This is a genomic window from Caballeronia glathei (assembly GCF_000698595.1).
Classification (GTDB): domain Bacteria; phylum Pseudomonadota; class Gammaproteobacteria; order Burkholderiales; family Burkholderiaceae; genus Caballeronia; species Caballeronia glathei.
Genome location: NZ_JFHC01000009.1, coordinates 92,940 through 111,551, shown reverse-complemented (window position 1 = coordinate 111,551; position 18,612 = coordinate 92,940). Strand labels below are relative to the sequence as shown.

Here is an 18,612-nt window from a genome sequence, read left to right as displayed (position 1 = left end):
GTGCGATGCAAAACGGTGGATCGCCATTCTGCATCGAATCGGCGGGCGCGGCCGCGCCGTTCCGTCAAAAAAAGGCATCATGTCGTGATCATCACCCCGCCCACCCACCAGACGCCCCCATGACCTCCGACCCGACCCTGCTGAAAGCTTTCGCGCCCACCGGCAAGCTGCGCGCCTCGATCAATCTCGGCAACCCGATCCTCGCCAACCGGAACGCCGCGACCGGCGCGGCGGGCGGCGTGTCCGTCGATCTGGCGCGGGAATTCGCGGCGCGCCTCGGCGTCGACACCGATCTCGTCGTCTTCGATACCGCCGCGAAATCCGTCGAAGCGGTGACGACCGAAGCCGCCGATATCGGCTTTTTCGCAATCGATCCGCTGCGCTGCGCGGGCATCGCGTTCACGGCGCCGTACGTGCTGATCGAAGGCTTCTACCTCGTGCGCGAAGATTCGCCCGTGCGCGATAACGCCGACGTGGACCGCGAGACGAACCGCGTCGTCGTCGGCAAGGGCAGCGCGTATGACCTCTTTCTCACGCGCGAACTGAAGCATGCGCAGATCGTGCGCGAGGCGTCGTCGCAGGCGGTGGTCGAGGCGTTCCTGCGCGAGCGCCTCGACGTCGCGGCGGGCGTGAAGCAGCAGCTCGAAGCCGACATCGCGGGCCGCGCGGGCCTGCGACTGCTCGGCGAGCGGTTCATGGTGATCCAGCAGGCGATGGGCACGCCGAAGAGCCGCGGCGACGCGGCGGCTCGCCACCTGCACGCGTTCGTCGAGGAGATGAAGCGCTCGGGCTTCGTGCAGGCGGCGCTCGCGCGGCACGGCGTGAGCGGGGCGTCGGTGGCGCCGCCCGCGCAGGGCTGACCTCGCGGGCTGACCTCGCGGGCTGACTTTTACCGGCGGTCGCATGGACGTCACGATCGAAGTCGCGGACTGGATCGACGAGGAGTTCGAGGCGGAGGTGCGCGGCGGGCTCGCCGGCTTCAATGCCGCCGAGTTCGGCCCGTCGAGCCAGCGCGACCTCGCGGTGTCGCTCTATCGCGGCGACGAGCTCGTCGGCGGCCTGGCCGGCTTCACGGCATGGGACTGGCTTTTCGTCAAATGGCTCTGGGTCCGCGACGACGCACGCGGCCACGGGCTCGGCGCGCGCGCCCTGGCCGCCGCCGAGGAGGAAGCCGTCCGGCGCGGCTGCCGCGCGGCCTGGGTCGATACGCTCAACCCCGGCGCGCGACGCCTGTACGAGCGATGCGGCTTCTCCGTGTTCGGCCAGCTCGACGACTTCTTCGCCGGCCGCACGCGGTTTTTCATGCAGAAGCGGTTCGGCCAAGCGCCGCGCCAATGAACGCTCATTGAGCGCTCATTGAGCCCCGCCCGGCTCGCCGATCGCGAGCCGCCCGGCCACCCGGCCGACGATCTGCGCGCGTTTTGCGAGCGCCGCCGCGGACTGCTCGCGCACCCGCTCGACGACCGCCCGCGGCGCGCGCTCGGGCGTGCCCGCATCGAACGGCGGCGCCGGCGCGTACTCGAGTTCCAGCTGGATCGCCTGCGCCTCCTCGTCGCCTGCCAGCTCGGCCGCGAGCGTCAGCGCGAAGTCGATGCCCGCCGTGATCCCGCCGCCCGTCAGCAGATTGCCGTCGCGCACGACGCGCTCGCGCACGGGAATCGCGCCCAGATCGGAGAGCAGCGAATGAAAGGCCCAGTGCGTCGTCGCGCGGCGTCCGCGCAACAGGCCCGCCGCGCCGAGCACGAGCGCGCCCGTGCACACCGACGTCACGAATCGCGCGCCCTTCGCCTGGCGGCGGATGAAATCGAGCGTTTCGTCGTCCTCCATCAGCTCGCCGACGCCCGATCCGCCCGGCACGCAGATCACGTCGAGCGGCGGGCAGTCGTCGAAAGTGGTGTCGGGCCGCAACAGCATCCCGCTGCTCGATTCGATCTGCGTGCGCGTCTTCCAGACCAGATGCGTGGTGGCGCCGGGAATCTGCGCGAAAACGTCGTGGGGGCCCGTCATGTCGAGCTGCTGGACACGCGGAAAACACATCAGGCCGATATGGAGCGTCATCTGAAACCTCTCTTTGGCTGAAAACGGGATGGACGGGGAAATCGTACGCCGGTAGGCTATGGCGGAAATGACACATAGCCCACATTTCACGCCAATACCATGAAAACCGCGCCGCGCCGTATCGATGTGCTCGCCTTTGCGAACGTGCAGCTGCTCGACGTCGCCGGACCGCTGCAGGCGTTCGCCTCGGCCAGCGAACTGGCCATCGCGCGTGGGCTCGCCGCGCCCTATCTGCCGCGCGTGGTCGCGGCGGGCGGCGGCATGGTCATGACGTCGGCTGGGCTCGGGATCGCCGCGGCGCCGCTGCCGGGCGCGGACGAACCCGCCGATACGCTCGTCGTCGCGGGCGGCTGGGGGGTGTACGAGGCGTCGCGCGATCCGGCGCTCGTCGCGTGGGTGCGCGCGCAGGCGTCGGGCGCGCGGCGGGTCGCGTCGGTCTGCACTGGCGCGTTCCTGATCGCCGCGGCAGGCCTGCTCGACGACCGGCGCGCCGTCACCCACTGGACCCGCTGCGCCGAGCTGGCCGAACGCTACCCGGCGGTGCACGTCGAGCCCGATCCGATCTTCATCCGCGACGGCGCGGTGTGGACGTCGGCGGGGGTCACGGCGGGCATCGATCTGGCCCTCGCGCTGATCGAAGAGGATCTCGGCCGCGCGCTCGCGCTCGATGTCGCGCGGCATCTGGTCGTCTTCCTCAAGCGTCCGGGCGGGCAGGCGCAGTTCAGCGCCGCGCTGTCGCTGCAAAACGCCTGCGAGCGCTTCGGAGAATTGCACGCGTGGATCGCGGAAAATCTCTCGGCGGACCTCTCGGTAGGCGCGCTCGCGGCGCGCGCCGGCATGAGCGAGCGCAGCTTCGTGCGCCACTATCGTGCACAGACGGGACTCACGCCGGCGCGCTCGATCGAGCAGTTGCGGCTGGAAGCGGCACGCCGCCTGCTCGGCGATACGGGACTGCCGGTGAAGCGCATCGCCGCGCGTTGCGGTTTCGGCACCGAGGAAACCATGCGGCGCGGCTTTCTGCGCGCGATCGGCGTGACGCCGCAGGCTTACCGGGAGCGGTTCGCATCGGGAAACGCGTGATGCCGCGTTCACGCGGCCGCCCTTCAAACTTTTTACAAATTCCGCTCAAGGCTTCATTTGTCATGCCGTTACTACGATGACACGGATACATTGAACCGCGAGCGACGTGCTCCCGCGATCGATTGCGCTCCCGCCAGGCTGGACGATGAACCGCGCGCTTTGATGGGCGAGCAGGGAACAGAGACGGGCGTGCGTCCCCTGCCGCGCCGGGCACCGAACGAATCACGCCATGAGGCTGGCTTTCGCCTGGAGTGCCGATGAGTTTCTTTCCCATGAACAACGCGTTGCCGGACCCGGACGATGTGGACAGCGCCGCGGCCAGCGCGCCGTCGATCGACGCCCTGCTGCGCGCGGCGCGCGGCAGCGGCTCCCCGGCCGCGTGGTCGTGGTATCGCGCGGGCGAGCAACTGCATCTCGCGGGACAGGGCGATGCGCCGCTCGACTGGCCGCGCAGCATCGCCGACGAGCGCCTCGCGCCGCTGTGCGCCGCGCACGGCTGGCACCGGTGGCCGACGGGCCGCGGCGAAAGCGTACTGGGGTGGCTCGTCGCGCCCGCCGAACACGCACACGACCAAACGCTGCGCGAACTCGCCCGGTCGCTCGGCGAACGCGTGCAGTCCGACGCGCTCGCGCACGCGCAGAACACGCAGCGCGTACTGTATGAAATCGCCTATCTCGCGAGTTCGGTGCCGGAGCGCTCCGCGTTCCTGCAGCGCGTGCACGAGCGGCTCGGCACGCTGATCGACGCCGAGAACTTCTACCTCGCGCTCTACGACCGCAAGACGGGCAAGATCACCTATCCGTATTACGTCGACGTGATCGACACCGACGTCATCGCCGCCGAGAACTACGACACGCTGAACCCGGCGCGCCTCTCGATGACCGCCACGGTGCTCACGAGCGCCCAGCCGCTTTTCGTCGACGCCGCGGCCATCCGCGCCGCCGAGTCCGAGGGCCGCTTCTTCTGCATCGGCGACCGCCCCGAGTTCTGGATGGGCGCGCCGCTGAAAAACGCCTCCGACGAGGTGTTCGGCATGCTGGCGATGCAGGTCTACGACATCTCGCGCGTCTACAGCGCCGAGGACCGCGCGCTCTTTCTGGTGGTCGCGCGCCATGTGGCGATGGCGCTCGACCGGATCCTGCACCGCGCCGATCTCGAGGAGCAGGTCGCGCGCCGCACGTCGGAGCTTTCGCAACTGAACGCGGTGCTGCGGGAAGGCATCGCCGAGCGCGAGCGCGCCGAGCATCTGCAGGCCGCGCTTTTTCAGATCGCGGAACTGTCGAGCCGCCCCGGCGACATGGTGGAGTTTTTCGGCAGCCTGCACGGCATTGTCGGGGAACTGCTGTACGCGCGCAATTTCTACATCGCACTGTTCGAGACCGAGACGGAGGAAGTGTCGTTTCCGTATTACGTCGATGAAATCTTGCAGATACTGCCTGCGCCGCGGCGCGGCCAGCGCGGCCTCACCGAGTACGTGATCCGCGAGCGCCGTCCGTGCCTGATCGATTTCGACGAGGCGCTGCGCCTGATCGAAAAGGGCGCGATCGACAGGAGCAACGAAAGCGTGCGGCTGCGCTCGTGGCTCGGCATCCCGCTATTCGACGGCGACGTCGTGCGCGGCGTGCTCGCCGTGCAGAGCTATTCGCCGCTCGTGCGCTATTCGCAGCGCGACCAGGAACTGCTCACGTTCGTCTCGCGCCATATCGACACCGCGCTCTCGCGGCGGCGCGCCGCCGAAGCGCTGCACGCGGCGAACCTCGAACTCGAGGCGCGCGTGCAGATCCGCACGCGCGAGCTCGACAACGCGAACGCGCGCCTCCTGCACGAAAATTCCCACGACGCGTTGACGGGCCTGCCCAATCGCAGCCAGTTGCTGCAACGGCTGCAGGCGGCGTGGCGCGAGTATCGCGAGGACGGGCGGCAGCTGTCGGTGATGTTCATCGATCTCGACCGCTTCAAGGTGGTGAACGACAGCCTCGGCCATCACTACGGCGACCTGCTGCTCGTGCAGGCGGCCGAGCGGCTGCGCAACTGCCTGCGCGAAACCGACCTGCTCGCGCGCCTGGGCGGCGACGAGTTCGCCGTGCTCTCGCCGAATGCGACGGTGCACGCGGCGGTGGGCATCGCGGAGAAGGTGCTGGCGGCCTTCGACCTGCCGTTCCATATCGACGAGCACGCGGTGTTCTCGTCGTGCAGCATCGGCATCGTGAGCGCCGACAGCCAGTTCCATACCGAGCCGGCCGATCTGCTGCGCGACGCCGATACCGCGATGTACCGCGTGAAGAACGCGGGGCGCGACAGCTTCATCGTGTTCAACCAGGAGCTGCGCCGCGAGGTGTCCGACCAGGTGGAACGCGAAGGCGCGCTGCGCAACGCGCTCAAGCGCGACGACGAACTGCTGCCGTACTTCCAGCCGATCGTCGATGTGAAGACGGGCGAGATCGTCGCGCTCGAAGCGCTGATCCGCTGGCAGCAGCCGGACGGCAGCGTCGTCGGGCCGGGCGAGTTCCTGCCGGCCGTGGAGGGCTTGCGGCTCATCGGGCGGCTCGACCTGTACATGCTCACGCGCGTCGCGGTCATCCTGTCGGACGCGCAGTACGCGGTCTGGCCGCCCGTGCACGTCAACTGTTCGAGCTACAGCATGACGCGCCCCGAATTCGCGGACGAGGTGCTCGCGCTGCTGCGCCGCCATGGCGTCGCGCCGTCGCGGGTGTGCCTGGAGTTGACGGAGGGCGCGCTTGTCGCGGAACCCGATCTCGCGCGGCGCACGATGCAGCGCCTGGCGGACAACGGCATGTCGGTCGTGCTCGACGACTTCGGCTCGGGCTTCTCGTCGCTGAGCTATGTGCACCAGTACCGCTTCAGCGGCTTGAAGATCGACAAGTCGTTCATCTTCGAGCTGACCGCGAGTTCGCGCAGCCGCGCAATCGTGCGGGCGATCGTGCGCATGGCGGAATCGCTCGACCTGACGCTCGTGGCGGAAGGCGTCGAGGACGGCGCGACGCTCGCGGTGTTGCGCGAAATGGGCGCCGCGCAGGCGCAGGGCTATTTCTTCGCGAGGCCGATGCCGCTCGACCAGTTGATGCGCTCGCCGCTCGCGCTGCGTCTCGCGAGTTCGGGATTTCGCGCGAAGCGGCGCGCGTCCTGAGAAGGCCGCGACGGCAAGGTGATGGCGGTGCTCGACAGAAACAGAACGGCGCGCAACGCCGACAGGCCCGCCGACGTGCTCCGCGAGGCGGCGCGCGCGGCATGAACGACCGCCGCACGCGCGGTTCGCCACGGCGGTAAGATCCCGTAAACGAACGTCGGGATAATTTCTAGTGATGCACTTCGTAAAGAAGGACTAGGATATAGACACACGTCGACAGAACAAAGCGATATAACAAAGACGGCGCTGCTTGGCACGGCGCTTGCAGAGAGGGACAGCGCAGCGGTCACGCATCCCGTGTGGCCGGCCATCGCAAAAGGAGGCTTTATGAAGTGGGAAACCCCAAGCTTTACCGATATGCGCTTTGGCTTTGAAATTACGATGTATATCGCCACGCGTTAACCGAATCGCGGCCGCTCGATGCGGCCGCTTTTTTTTGTCCGCCTTTTTCGCCCGTCTTCCGTCAGCGCCCCGCTCTGGCCGGACCCGGGCAACCGCCATACCCGCCGAAAGCGCAAGAGCCCGCGTTTTCACGCGGGCTCTTGCTTTCACCAAACGCTTCCGGCGACGTCAGCCGGCCACTGCCGTGCCGATCACCTGGTTCGCCACGTCGTCCACGGCGGCACGCACGATCTTCACGATCTCGTCCACTTCGGCGCGCGTCGTGATGAGCGGCGGCGCGAAGCCGAGGATGTCGCCATGCGGCATCGCCCGTGCGATCACGCCGCGCTCGAGCGCCGCCGCCGACACCTTCGGCCCGACCTTCAGCGCCGCGTCGAAGGGCTTGCGGCCTTCCTTGTCGGCCATGAATTCGAGCGCCGCGAGCATGCCCGCGCCGCGCACTTCACCGACGAGCGGATGGTCGTCGAACGCCGCGTGCAGTTGCGCGTTCAGATAGCCGCCCACCTCTCCCGCGTTCTGCGCGATGTTCTCGCGTTCGAGAATGTCCAGATTGGCGAGCGCGGCGGCCGCGCAGATCGGATGGCCCGAATACGTCCAGCCGTGGCCCATCGCGCCGTATTCCTGCGAGCCCTTCTCGATCACGTCCCACACCCGCTCGCCGACGATCACGCCCGAGAGCGGCGCGTAAGCGCTCGTCAGGCCCTTCGCGACGGTGATCAGGTCCGGCTGGATGCCGTAGTGCTGCGCCCCCATCTTCGAGCCGAGCCGCCCGAAGCCGCACACCACCTCGTCGGAGATCAGCAGGATGTCGTGCTTCTTCAGCACCTGCTGGATCGCGGCCCAGTAGCCTTCCGGCGGCGTGATGATGCCGCCCGTGCCCATCACCGGCTCGGCGATGAACGCGGCGATGGTGTCGGCGCCCTCGCGCGCGATCAGCTTTTCGAGCTCCTCGACGCAATACGCGGTGAACTGCGTTTCGCTCATGCCGGCAGGCGCCTGGCGATACCAGTGCGGACAGACCGTATGCTTCACGCGGTCGACCGGCAAGTCGAAGTTCTGGTGAAAGCTCGCCAGGCCCGTCAGGCTGCCGGTCACGATGCCCGAGCCGTGGTAGCCGCGCTGGCGCGAGATGATCTTCTTCTTGTTCGGGCGGCCGAGCACGTTGTTGTAGTACCAGACGATCTTGATCTGCGTCTCGTTGGCATCCGACCCCGACATGCCGTAGTACACCTTCTTCATGCCCGCCGGCGACCAGTCGATGATGCGCGACGACAATTCGATGATCGTATCGGTCGAATGGCCCACGTACGTGTGGTAGTACGCGAGCTTCTTCGCCTGCTCGTAGATCGCGTCGGCCACTTCGGTGCGGCCATAGCCGATGTTCACGCAATAGAGACCCGCGAACGCGTCGATGTAGCTCTTGCCCTGATGGTCTTCGATGCGGATGCCCTTCGCGCCCGTCACGATCTTGCCCGGCAGCGCGCCGCTCGCGTGATCGTGTGCGTGCGTGGACGGGTGCATGAAGTGCGCGCGGTCTTCGTTGAACAGCTGGTCGAGTTGGGTCATGTGCTTCTCCTTGTTGCTTCGTTTCGGTTAAGCCGCGGCGCTGGCGAGCGGAAGGCCCAGATTGCCGAGGCAGAAGTATTTGGTTTCGACGAACGGCTCGAAGCCTTCCGCGCCGCCTTCGCGGCCGAGGCCCGATGCCTTCATGCCGCCGAACGGAACCGGCGCGCCCGTGAACTTGACGCCGTTCACCGACACCATCGCGAAATCGAGCCTTCTCACGAGCTGGAAGATCGTGTCGACGCGCTGCGCGCATACGTAGGCCGCGAGGCCGTATTCGGTGTCGTTGGCGAGCGCCACGACTTCATCGATTGTTTCGAATGACGAAATGGCCGATATGGGCGCGAAATTCTCCTCGTCGTAAATGCGCATGCCCGGTTTGGCATCCGCCACGACCGTCGGTTCGAAAAACCATCCGCCGAGCGCGTGCTGCCTGCCGCCCACCGTGATGCGCGCCCCCTTTGCCCTCGCGTCCTCCACGCGGGCGGCGGTCGCATCGAACGCGGCCTGATGCATGAGCGGCCCGACATCGACGTTCGCATCGAACGCGGGACCGACCTTGAGCCGCCTCACCGCTTCACTGTATTGCGCGACGAAACGCTCGTACAGCGGCGCGGCGACCAGGATGCGATTGGCCGCGCAGCAGTCCTGCCCCGAGGTCTGGAACTTCGCGCCCACCGCAATGCGCACGGCGTCGTCGAGATCGGCGTCCGCGGTCACGATGAACGGCGCGTTGCCGCCCAGTTCGAGCGCGAGCTTCTTGATGCCCGACTCGGCCGCCGCGCGCGCGACGAGCCCGCCCACGCGCGTCGATCCGGTAAAGCTCACGGCGCGCACGCGGGTGTCGCGCACGAGCGTCTCCATCGCCATCTGCGGCTCGCCGAGCACCACGTTGAATACACCCGCCGGGAAGCCCGCTTCTTCCGCGAGCTGCGCGAGCGCGAGCGCGGAGAACGGCGTCTCGTGCGCGGGCTTGATGACGGTCGTGCAGCCCGCCGCGATCGCAGCCGCGGCCTTGCGCGTGATCATCGCGACCGGAAAATTCCAGGGCGTGATGAGCGCCGCCACGCCGGCCGGCTCCATCACCGTGCCAAGATGCGCGCCGTTGATGTGGGTCGGGATGGTGCGGCCCGCGAGGCGCTTCGCCTCGTTCGCGAACCACTCGACGAAGCTCGCCGCATACGCGATCTCGCCGCGCGCTTCGGCGAGCGGCTTGCCCTGTTCGAGCGAGAGAATGCCCGCGAGGTCGTGCTGATGGCGCAGGATCAGTTCATGCCAGCGCAGGAGCAGCGCGCTGCGCTTTTCCTGCGGCACCCAGCGCCACGTGCCAAACGCGCGCTCGGCGGCATCGACGGCGGCTTCGATCTGCGTGGCCTCCAGCATCGGCACGTGGCCGATCACGCTCTGGTCGGCGGGATTCTGCACGGCGACGGTGGCGGCGCTGTCGCTGTGGATCCAGCGGCCGTCGACATAGCACAGCGACTTGAAAAGGATGGGATGACCGAGCATCATGAACGCCTCCTGTTTGTTCTGTTGCGGTATGCATCCACTTTAAGGTCGCGGCGCCGCATGAATTTTTTGTTGCGGCCGCCTGGAATTCACGTTTTTTCTGATTCGAATGCCGCCGGCATGTGGTTTTTCAGGTCCAGTCCGGCACGTCGTCGGGCATGCTCTTCACGATCTTCGTGACGATGTACGTGAAGTACTTTTCTATGCCGAGTTCATCCACGAGCAGCGAATCGATGAAGCGCTGATAGTGGTCGATGTCGCGCGACACGACATGAAGCACGTAGTCCACACCGCCGCCCGTCGCATAGCATTGAACGACTTCGGGCGCGGCGCTCACGCGCTCCTCGAAGCGCCGCATGTCGTGCGCGGTATGGCGCGCGAGCGTCACCTCGACCACGATGCGGCTGCCCTTGAACGCCGACGCCCAGTCCACGTCGGCCCGATACCCCCTGATGATCCCGCTCTCCTCGAGCTTCTTCACGCGCTCCCACGCAGGCGAGATCGACAGGTTCACCTCTTCGGCGAGCCTTGATTTCGTGATGCGGCCATCCCGCGCGAGGATGCGCAGGATGGCGAGGTCGTAGCGGTCGAGCTTGATCAACTTAAATCGCCACCGGAATGTTGCGCTCCACGATATCGGCGACCACGGCCACCGTATCGCCCGTCTGCACGAGGCCCGGGAAGTGGCGCGCCGCGACGAGGCCGCCGCGGCGGGCGCGGTACTCGACGGGCGCAGCGCCCGTGCGCGTCGCGTCGTACACGCGCGCAATGACGTCGCCTTCCTTCACGATGTCGCCGAGATCACGGCACATCTCGAGCAGGCCGCTGTGCTCGCTGGTGGTATAGCAGGTGCCGTCGGGCATGTCGAGGAGCGTGGTCGTGCGGCCGGACTCGCCCGCCTCGAAGGCTTCCTTCGCGAGCACGCCAGCATGGGCGAGCAGTCCATATACGCCGCGCTCCGCCACCGCGACGCTCGCCGCGCTCGCGGAACCGCCGCCTCCGAGCTCCGTCGAGACGAACACCTTGCCCGCTTCCTCGACAGCGCTGTCGAACAAGCCGACGCTGTCGAGTTCGAGCATGCGCATCGAATACGGCGCGCCGAACGCGCGCATCGCCGCTTCGCAGCGTGCCTGCTGCGCCGCGTCGGGCAGCACGTGGATCGCGGCGAACGGCACGAAGTCGAGCGTGCGGCCGCCCGCGTGAATGTCGAGCACGTAGTCCGCGAGCGGCAGCAGATGCCGCTGGAAGTAGTCCGCGATCTTCTCCGTCACCGTGCCGTCGGGCCTGCCAGGAAAGCTGCGGTTGAGGTTGCCCGCGTCGATCGGCGACGTGCGCGTGCCCGCCTGAAACGCGGGGAAGTTCATGAACGGCACGATGATCACGCGGCCGGTGATGTCGGACGCCTTGAGCGTCGAAGCGAGCTTCGACAGCGCGATCGGGCCTTCATATTCGTCGCCGTGATTGCCGCCCGTGAGGAGCACGGTCGGACCTTCGCCGCGCCTGATGACGGTGACCGGAATCATCACCGCGCCCCACGCGGAATCGTCGCGGGAATACGGCAGCTTGAGGAAGCCGTGCTGCTCGCCGTCGGCGGAAAAATCCACCGTCGGCCGGATCGGTGACTCACGCATTCGCTACTCCTTCACGAACAGTTTGCGGGGCGTGTTGCAGAAGGTCTCGACGCCGGTGTCCGTAATCAGGATGCTCTCCGTGATTTCAAGGCCCCAGTCGTCGAGCCACAGCCCGGGCATGAAATGAAACGTCATGCCGGCTTCGAGGACGGTCTTGTCCCCGGGACGCAGGCTCATCGTGCGCTCGCCCCAGTCCGGCGGATAGCTCGCGCCGATCGGATAGCCGCAGCGGCTGTCCTTTTCGATGCCCGACTTGCGCAGCACCGCGAAGAACGCGTTGGCGATGTCCTCGCACAGGTTGCCCGGCTTCGCCGCGGCGAGCCCCGCCTCGATGCCTTCCACCACCGCTTTCTCCGCTTCGATGAAATGCTTCGGCGGCCGGCCGAGATACACGGTGCGCGACTGCGGGCAGTGATAGCGCCTGAAGCAGCCCGCGATTTCGAAGAACGTGCCGGCGTTCGCGGTGAACGCGGAGTCGTCCCACGTCAGGTGGGGCGCGGCCGCATCGGAACCGGTGGGCAGCAGCGGCACGATGGCGGGATAGTCGCCGCCATAGCCTTCGACGCCGGTGATCCCGGCCGAGTAGATCTCGGCGACGAGATCGCTCTTCTTCATGCCCGGCTCGACCTTCTCGACGATGCGCGCGTGCATCTTCTCGACGATGCGTGCCGCCACGCGCATGTATTCGATCTCGCGCGCCGACTTCACCGCGCGCTGCCAGTTGACGAGCGCGGTCGCGTCGGTGAAGCGGGCGTTCGGCAGGTGCTTCGTGAGCGACGCGTACGCGGCCGCGCTGAAGTAGTAGTTGTCCATCTCCACGCCGATGCGGCACGTGTCCCAGCCGCGCGCCGCGATCACTTCCGCCGACAGGTAGTCCATCGGATGGCGCGCCTGCGACTGCACGTAGTGATCCGGGTAGCCGACGATGTTCTCGTGCTTCATGAACACCGTGCGCTTCGCGCCGTTCGCATCCTGGCCGCGGCCGAACCACACCGGCTCACCTTCCGTCGCGAGCAGCACGCACTGGTGCACATAGAACGACCAGCCGTCGTAGCCGGTGAGCCACGCCATGTTGGTCGGGTCGGTGACGATCATCAGATCCACGCCCGCCTGCTGCATTGCGCGCCGCGTCTTCGCGATGCGCGCGTCGTATTCGCTGCGCTCGAACGGCAGGCGCACGGCGGGCGCGCCCGCCTTCGTTGCTTCCTGTTGCATTGCTTGAGACATCGTCCCCTCTCAGAGCGTCACGTCGTTGTTGAAGATGGTTCCTGCTCCGGCCGCCTTCGCACGCGCGATCGCGAGTGCGGCGATGGCCGTGTCCTGCGCGCCGGTGCCGGTGAGATCGCAGACGGTCACGTCGGCGTCGCTCGTGCGGCCCGGCGCCCGCCCGGCGATCACCTGGCCGAGTTCCGCGAACGCCGCATCGGCTGCGACGACGCCCGCCACGATCGCGTGATGCAGTTCGCCGAGCACGCGCGTCTGCTGCACGCGGTCGCAGATGTAGCGTGCCGCGCCGAAGACATCGGGCGCGAGTTCGTTCTTGTGCTCCGCGTCCGAGCCCATCGCGGTGATGTGCAGACCGGGATGCAGGTCGCGTGCATGGATGAGCGGCTCGCGGCTCGGCGTGGTCGTGATGGCGATGTCCGCGTGTTCGAGTGCCTGATGCACGCTGGCGGCGACTTCGCAGCGCACGCCTTCCGTCTCCTCTGCGAAGCGCGCCGCGCGCTGCGGATCGCGCGCCCACACGCTCACATGCTCGATCTTGCGCACGAGCATCAGCGCCTTCAGTTGCAGGCGGGCCTGCTCGCCCGCGCCGATCACCGCGACGCGCTTCGCGTCCTTCTTCGCGAGCCAGCGCGCGGCGACCGCGCCCGCCGCCGCCGTGCGCACGGCGGTCAGATAGCCGTTGTCGAGCAGCACCGCCTCAGTCAGGCCGGTGCGCGCCGAGAGCGCGAGCATCAGCCCGTTGAGGCTCGGCAGGCCGAGCTTCGGGTTGTCGAAGAAGCCCGGGCTGACCTTGATCGCGAAACTCTCGAAACGCGACAGGTACGCCGTCTTCACGTCGACTTCGCCCGCGTGCTCGGGAATGTCGAGACGAAGCACCGGCGGCATCGCGACGGCTTCGGTCGCGAGCGAGCGGAACGCGGCCTCGACCTGGTCGATGGCGGCGAGATCGAGGGGCACGAGCGCGCGCAGTTGCGCCTCGCCCAGAATGGAAATGGCAGACATGTCACGCTCCAGCAAGACGTCGATGCAGTTCGATATCGATATTGCAGCCGCTCACGATGATCACGAGCGGCCCGCGCGGCTCGTCGAGCACGCGATCCAGCACGGCGGACATGCCCACCGCCGCCGCACCCTCCACGACGAGACGCTCCTCGCGATACGCATGCACGATGCCGCGGGCAATCGACGCCTCGTCTAGCAGCACGAGCTGGTCGATGTGCTCGCGCGTCATCGCGAACGTGTGGCGGTTGTCGAGCCCGATGCCGCCGCCGAGCGAATCGGCGAGCGTCTCGAGTTCATCGACGAGCACAGGCTTGCCCGCCGCGAGGCTCGCATGCATCGCGGCGCCGCGCGCCATCGTGACGCCGGTCATCTTCACGGCGGGCGCGATGCGTTTCGCTGCAAACGCGACGCCGCTGAAGAGCCCGCCGCCCGAGAGAGGCACGACGATGCCCGCGGTATCGGGCAGCGCTTCGAGAATTTCCAGACCGATGGTGGCCTGCCCGGCGATCACGCGCGGATCGTCGAAGGGCGGCACGAATGCGAAACCTTCCTCGCGCACGAGGCGCAGCGCCTCGACCTGCGCGTCGTCCTGGCTCCTGCCCGCGATCACGACGCGCGCACCCAGCGCAGCGACGGCATCGACCTTGTTCTTCGGCACGAGCGACGACATGCACACGGCCGCCTCCAAGCCGAGCGAGCGCGCCGCATGCGCGAGGGCGCGGCCATGATTGCCGGTCGATGCGGTGACGACGCGCGTCACGCCCTCTTCCGCCAGTCCGGCGAGCGCATTGGTCGCGCCGCGCAGCTTGAAGCTGCCGGTCGGCTGAACGGTTTCGAGCTTGAGATGGACGGGAACGCCGGCGATGCGCGAGAGCGCGGGCGATTCGACGAGTGGCGTGCGGCAGACGCGCCCTTCGATGCGCCGGCGGGCGCGATAGACATCGGCAAGCGAGAAGGCGGACATGTGGGCTTGGCTGCGTTGAGTTCCAGTGCAACCCAGTCTAATGTCCTAAAAAATCGTTTTTGAATGTCCTAGATCATTTCAGCTGAAGTCGTGCACGTGCGGATACTGCCCGTACACTTCGCGCATCGTTTCGACGGCCGCGCGGAACGCCGTCTCGCTCACTTCGGCGCCCACGCAAAGCCGCACCGCGTTCGGCCGCTCGGCTCCGCGCACGAGGAACGGATCAGGCGACGTGACCGCGATATCGCGATTGCGCAGCTCGCGCGTGATGCGATCCGCCTGCCAGTAGTCGGGCACGCGCAGCCACACCGAGAGCGCCTGCGGATGGCTGCCGAGCACGTAGGCGCCGAGCAGGTCGCGCACCACCGCCTGGCGCGCGGCGAGCCGCTCGCGCTGGATCTCGACGAGTCGCTGCGCGGTGCCGTCCATGATCCAGCGCGTCGCGATTTCCGCCACCGGCGAGGTCGCCATCCAGCTGCTCACGCGCAGCACGCTTTCCGCGCGCAGCGCGAGCCGCCGCGGCATCGTCAGGTAGCCGGTGCGCAGGCCGCTCAACACGGATTTCGTCATGCTCGTGCAGTAGAACGAGAGTTCGGGGATCAGGCTCGATATCGGCGTTTGCGCCTTCGCGGGCAGCGCGCCGTAGACGTCGTCCTCGATCACGTAGACGCCGTAGCGCTCGGCGATGCGCGCGATCGCGCGCCGCCGCGAGTCCGGCATCAGCGCCACGGTGGGGTTGTTCAGCGTCGGCGTGCAGACGAGCGCGGAGACGCGCTCGCTGTCGCACATTTCCTCGAAGTGCTCGGGCCGGATGCCGTGCTCGTCGATTTCGAGCCCCTTGAGCGTAAACCCCAAAACGTTCGCCGAGCCGATCACGCCGTGGTCCGTGAGGTTCTCGCACAGCACGGTGTCGCCGGGGCCGACCGTCGACGCGAGTGCGAGAAAGATGCCGTGCGCCGCGCCGTTCGTGACGAGCAGCGTGTCCGGGTTCGCCGGCATGTTGAGCGACGCGAGCCACTGCACGCCTGCCTGCCGGTGATGCTCGAAGCCCGCGATCGGCCGGATCGCGCGGATCCACGGCTGGTCGTCGAGCGTGGCGAGCGACGCGCATACCTTGCGCCACATCGCGTCGTGCTCCGGCGTATGAATGATGCGCGCAATCGAAAAATCGACGACCGAGCGCTCGGCCGTATCGAGCATGTAGTTCGACATCGTCTCGGTGACGCGCGCCGCGACGAAGCTGCCGCGCCCGACCTCGCAGCGGATCAGCCCCTGCCGCTCCAGTTCCTTGTAGGCGTTCGTCACGGTCTGCACGCTGATCTCGAGGTCGGCCGCGACCTCGCGCTGCGGCGGCAGGCGCGCGCCCGAACCCAGCGCCGAGCTTTCAATGTCGCTCGCAATCGCCTTCACCAGCCGCTTGTATTTCGACTGGACACCCTGCACCGTCCGCACCGCTTCGCGCCATCGCTCGTTCACTTTCGGCTCCTTTCCTGCACGCTTTTCGTGCCTCCATGGTCGCTCAAAAGACGGCCTGAAAATTATTGTCCTAGAGCAATCGGAACAAATATATGGCTTTGTATGCTGCGTTCATGGCTGTGTTCCGCGACACCGGCGAAGGGGCTTGCAGCAATGGTCCTACGGGTTTGCGAGCATCCGGCCGGGGCGTCCGGAGCTTGTGCGGCGCAACCAACCACGCGATGAATTACGAACCACAGAACGGGATCGACATGAAATCTAAGCGAGTGTCTGGAATGCTGGGAGCGCTTTGCGTCGCAGCGGCGGGGCTGGCGGTGCACGCGTTGCCCGCCGGCGCCGAAACCACGTTGCAGCGCATCCAGCGCACCGGCGAGGTGCGCATCGGCTATGCGAACGAAAGCCCGTTCGCCTACACCACGCCCGACGGCACCGTCACGGGCGAATCGCCCGAGATCGCGAAGAAAGTCTTCGCGAAGCTCGGCGTGAAGAAGGTCGATGCCGTGCTGACCGAGTGGGGCGCGCTGATTCCGGGCCTGCGCGCGGGCCGCTTCGACGTGATTGCAGCCGGCATGTACGTGACGCCCGAGCGCTGCAAGCAGGTCGCGTTCGCGAACCCGCAGTATCAGATCCAGGACACCCTGCTCGTGCTGAAAGGCAATCCGAAGAATCTTCACAGCTATGCCGATGTCGCGAAGCAGGCGGACACGAAACTTGCTGTGATGGCAGGGGCGGTCGAGCTCGGCTATGCGCGTTCATCGGGCGTGAAGGACGACCAGTTGCTCCAGGTGCCCGACACGACGGCCCAGTTGCAGGCCGTGCGCGCCCGCCGCGCCGATGCCGCCGCCGGCACCCAGCTCACGATGAAGGGCCTCGCCGCGAAAGGCGGGCCGCAGGTCGAGGCGATCGGGACTTTCGTCGATGATCCGAAGCACACGGGCTATGGCGCGCTCGCCTTCCGCCCGGACGACACGGACTTGCGCGATGCCGTGAACAAGGAGCTTCAGGCGTGGCTCGGCACTGAAGACCACCTGAAGACCGTCGCGCCGTTCGGCTTCGACAAGAGCAACCTGCCGCAAAAGAAAACCGCTGAACTCTGCGGCGGCTGATGCAGCAACGTGGCGCGCAGCATCGCGCCACCCGTAGCATTTCCCGGCGAGCACGCGTCTCTCGCCGGGCAACCAGCGAGGAACCGCCATGCGCGAACTCATGCCCCTTCTGATCAAAGGCACGCTCGTCACCGTCGAGATCGCCGTGTACGGCATCCTGCTCTCGATCGTGATAGCGGGCGTCGCCACCGCGCTGCGCACGGCTCCCTGGCGCCCGGTGCGCTGGCTCGGCAACATCTACGTCGAGATCTTCCGCGGCACGTCGCTGCTCGTGCAGCTGTTCTGGTTCTTTTTCGTGCTGCCGCTGCCGCCGTTCAATCTCGCGCTGACGCCGTTCACCGTCGCGATCGTCGGCCTCGGGCTGCACTACGGCGCGTACGGGTCCGAGATCCTGCGCGGCGCGCTGCGCTCGGTGCCGGGCGGCCAGTACGAGGCAGCGATCGCGCTCAACATGCCGGCCTCCGCCCGCATGCGCCGTATCGTCCTGCCGCAGGCCATGATCAACGCGCTGCCGCCGGCGACGAACCTGATGATCGAGCTGCTCAAGGGTACCTCGCTCGTGTCGCTCATCACGCTGTCCGACCTCACCTTCCGCGCGCGCCAGCTCGACGAATCCACCTTCAAGACGGCGCAGATCTTCGCGCTCACGCTCGTAATCTATTTCGTGCTCGCACAGGTCATCGCCTTCGTGATGCGCCGTTTCGAGCGGCGCTTCAGCAGCCATGTCGCGCGCCGCGCCGTTCCGGGGATCGCCAAATGAATCACTTCTTCGACATGAAGTACGCGCTCTCCATCCTGCCGGATCTGCTGCGCGCCTCGATGTACACGATCGGCATCACGATCATCGGCTTCGCGATCGCGCTCGTGCTCGGACTCGTGCTCGCGATCATGCGCCGCAGCGACGTGCAGTTCATCGCGAAGCCGACGGCCCTCTTCATCGAGTTCATTCGCAGCACGCCGCTCCTGATCCAGGTGTACGTGCTCTTCTATGTCGCGCCGATCTACGGCATCACGATGTCGGCGCTCACCGCGGGCACGATCGGCATTGCGGTGCATTACGCATGCTACGTGTCGGAGGTGTATCGCGCGGGGCTGAACGGCGTGGCGCGCGGGCAGTGGGAAGCGGCGTGCGCGCTGTCGCTCTCGCCGTGGCGCACGTATAGCGGCGTGATCCTGCCGCAGGCCATTCGCCCGATCATTCCCGCGCTCGGCAACTATCTGGTCGCGATGTTCAAGGACACGCCGGTGCTCTCCGCCATCACCGTCGTGGAACTGATGCAGCAGGCGAAGAACATCGGCTCCGAAACGTTCCGCTATCTCGAACCGATCACGATGACGGGCCTGTTCTTTCTTCTTATCAGCGTGACGTTCGCCTCGGGCGTGCGCCACCTCGAACGACGCGTGAGGCTGCCATGAACCCGAACCCGCAGGTCTTCGCCACTCAC

General features: G+C 67.0%; 17 protein-coding genes. 8 read left to right on the top strand and 9 right to left on the bottom strand.

The window, feature by feature from the left end; translation table 11 throughout:
- Nucleotides 1-119 precede the first annotated feature (119 nt).
- Both BG61_RS08995 and BG61_RS08990 read left to right on the top strand, forming a co-directional pair.
- On the top strand, nt 120-860 hold the full coding sequence (locus BG61_RS08995) for an ABC transporter substrate-binding protein (RefSeq protein ID WP_035941629.1): 741 nt from the start codon (nt 120-122) through the stop codon (nt 858-860).
- A 43-nt stretch (nt 861-903) separates the two neighbouring features.
- Nucleotides 904-1,338 (top strand): GNAT family N-acetyltransferase, encoded by a 435-nt coding sequence (locus tag BG61_RS08990; protein ID WP_035939250.1) that lies wholly within the window; start codon nt 904-906, stop codon nt 1,336-1,338.
- Nucleotides 1,339-1,353: 15 nt separating this feature from the next.
- On the opposite strand, the gene BG61_RS08985 is transcribed toward BG61_RS08990, so the two are convergent.
- Nucleotides 1,354-2,058, bottom strand: coding sequence for a DJ-1/PfpI family protein (locus BG61_RS08985; RefSeq protein WP_035939247.1), 705 nt, complete (start codon nt 2,056-2,058; stop codon nt 1,354-1,356).
- A 120-nt stretch (nt 2,059-2,178) separates the two neighbouring features.
- Here BG61_RS08985 and BG61_RS08980 point away from each other — a divergent pair, with 120 nt between their 5' ends.
- The 3 genes from BG61_RS08980 (at nt 2,179) to pqqA (ending at nt 6,689) form a co-directional block, all read left to right on the top strand.
- Nucleotides 2,179-3,138 (top strand): GlxA family transcriptional regulator, encoded by a 960-nt coding sequence (locus BG61_RS08980; RefSeq protein WP_035939297.1) that lies wholly within the window; start codon nt 2,179-2,181, stop codon nt 3,136-3,138.
- Nucleotides 3,139-3,395: 257 nt separating this feature from the next.
- Complete coding sequence (locus BG61_RS08975; protein ID WP_051672385.1) at nt 3,396-6,287, top strand: bifunctional diguanylate cyclase/phosphodiesterase; 2,892 nt, start codon at nt 3,396-3,398, stop codon at nt 6,285-6,287.
- Nucleotides 6,288-6,614: 327 nt separating this feature from the next.
- Complete coding sequence (pqqA, locus tag BG61_RS44635; protein WP_008353049.1) at nt 6,615-6,689, top strand: pyrroloquinoline quinone precursor peptide PqqA; 75 nt, start codon at nt 6,615-6,617, stop codon at nt 6,687-6,689.
- A 168-nt stretch (nt 6,690-6,857) separates the two neighbouring features.
- Here the strand turns inward: pqqA and BG61_RS08970 are convergent, their stop codons facing one another.
- From BG61_RS08970 to ehuR, 8 genes are all read right to left on the bottom strand, one after another.
- Entirely contained in the window at nt 6,858-8,255 is a 1,398-nt protein-coding gene (locus tag BG61_RS08970; RefSeq protein ID WP_035939244.1) for an aspartate aminotransferase family protein, read from the bottom strand.
- 27 nt (nt 8,256-8,282) lie between these two features.
- Nucleotides 8,283-9,764: an NAD-dependent succinate-semialdehyde dehydrogenase gene (locus BG61_RS08965; protein ID WP_035939242.1), complete on the bottom strand. Its 1,482-nt coding sequence runs from the start codon at nt 9,762-9,764 to the stop codon at nt 8,283-8,285.
- 127 nt (nt 9,765-9,891) lie between these two features.
- Nucleotides 9,892-10,359, bottom strand: a complete 468-nt coding sequence (locus BG61_RS08960; RefSeq protein WP_035939294.1) for an Lrp/AsnC family transcriptional regulator — start codon at nt 10,357-10,359, stop codon at nt 9,892-9,894.
- A gap of 4 nt (nt 10,360-10,363) precedes the next feature.
- A complete protein-coding gene (doeB, locus tag BG61_RS08955) occupies nt 10,364-11,392 on the bottom strand; it encodes a N(2)-acetyl-L-2,4-diaminobutanoate deacetylase DoeB (protein WP_035939240.1) in 1,029 nt (342 codons plus the stop codon).
- A 3-nt stretch (nt 11,393-11,395) separates the two neighbouring features.
- On the bottom strand, nt 11,396-12,619 hold the full coding sequence (gene doeA, locus BG61_RS08950) for an ectoine hydrolase DoeA (RefSeq protein WP_035939238.1): 1,224 nt from the start codon (nt 12,617-12,619) through the stop codon (nt 11,396-11,398).
- Between the two features lie 9 nt (nt 12,620-12,628).
- Nucleotides 12,629-13,621, bottom strand: coding sequence for a cyclodeaminase (locus BG61_RS08945; protein ID WP_035939236.1), 993 nt, complete (start codon nt 13,619-13,621; stop codon nt 12,629-12,631).
- A 1-nt stretch (nt 13,622) separates the two neighbouring features.
- On the bottom strand, nt 13,623-14,585 hold the full coding sequence (gene eutB / locus BG61_RS08940; RefSeq protein WP_035939234.1) for a hydroxyectoine utilization dehydratase EutB: 963 nt from the start codon (nt 14,583-14,585) through the stop codon (nt 13,623-13,625).
- Between the two features lie 78 nt (nt 14,586-14,663).
- Nucleotides 14,664-16,061, bottom strand: a complete 1,398-nt coding sequence (gene ehuR, locus BG61_RS08935; protein WP_035939231.1) for a MocR-like ectoine utilization transcription factor EhuR — start codon at nt 16,059-16,061, stop codon at nt 14,664-14,666.
- A 251-nt stretch (nt 16,062-16,312) separates the two neighbouring features.
- On the opposite strand from ehuR, the gene ehuB reads away from it, so the two are divergent.
- The 3 genes from ehuB (at nt 16,313) to ehuD (ending at nt 18,583) form a co-directional block, all read left to right on the top strand.
- A complete protein-coding gene (gene ehuB / locus BG61_RS08930) occupies nt 16,313-17,167 on the top strand; it encodes an ectoine/hydroxyectoine ABC transporter substrate-binding protein EhuB (RefSeq protein WP_051672390.1) in 855 nt (284 codons plus the stop codon).
- Between the two features lie 88 nt (nt 17,168-17,255).
- Nucleotides 17,256-17,927, top strand: a complete 672-nt coding sequence (ehuC, locus tag BG61_RS08925) for an ectoine/hydroxyectoine ABC transporter permease subunit EhuC (protein ID WP_035939226.1) — start codon at nt 17,256-17,258, stop codon at nt 17,925-17,927.
- Nucleotides 17,924-18,583: an ectoine/hydroxyectoine ABC transporter permease subunit EhuD gene (gene ehuD, locus BG61_RS08920; protein WP_035939223.1), complete on the top strand. Its 660-nt coding sequence runs from the start codon at nt 17,924-17,926 to the stop codon at nt 18,581-18,583. The genes ehuC and ehuD overlap by 4 nt, the downstream gene beginning before the upstream one ends.
- The last annotated feature ends 29 nt before the right edge of the window (nt 18,584-18,612 follow it).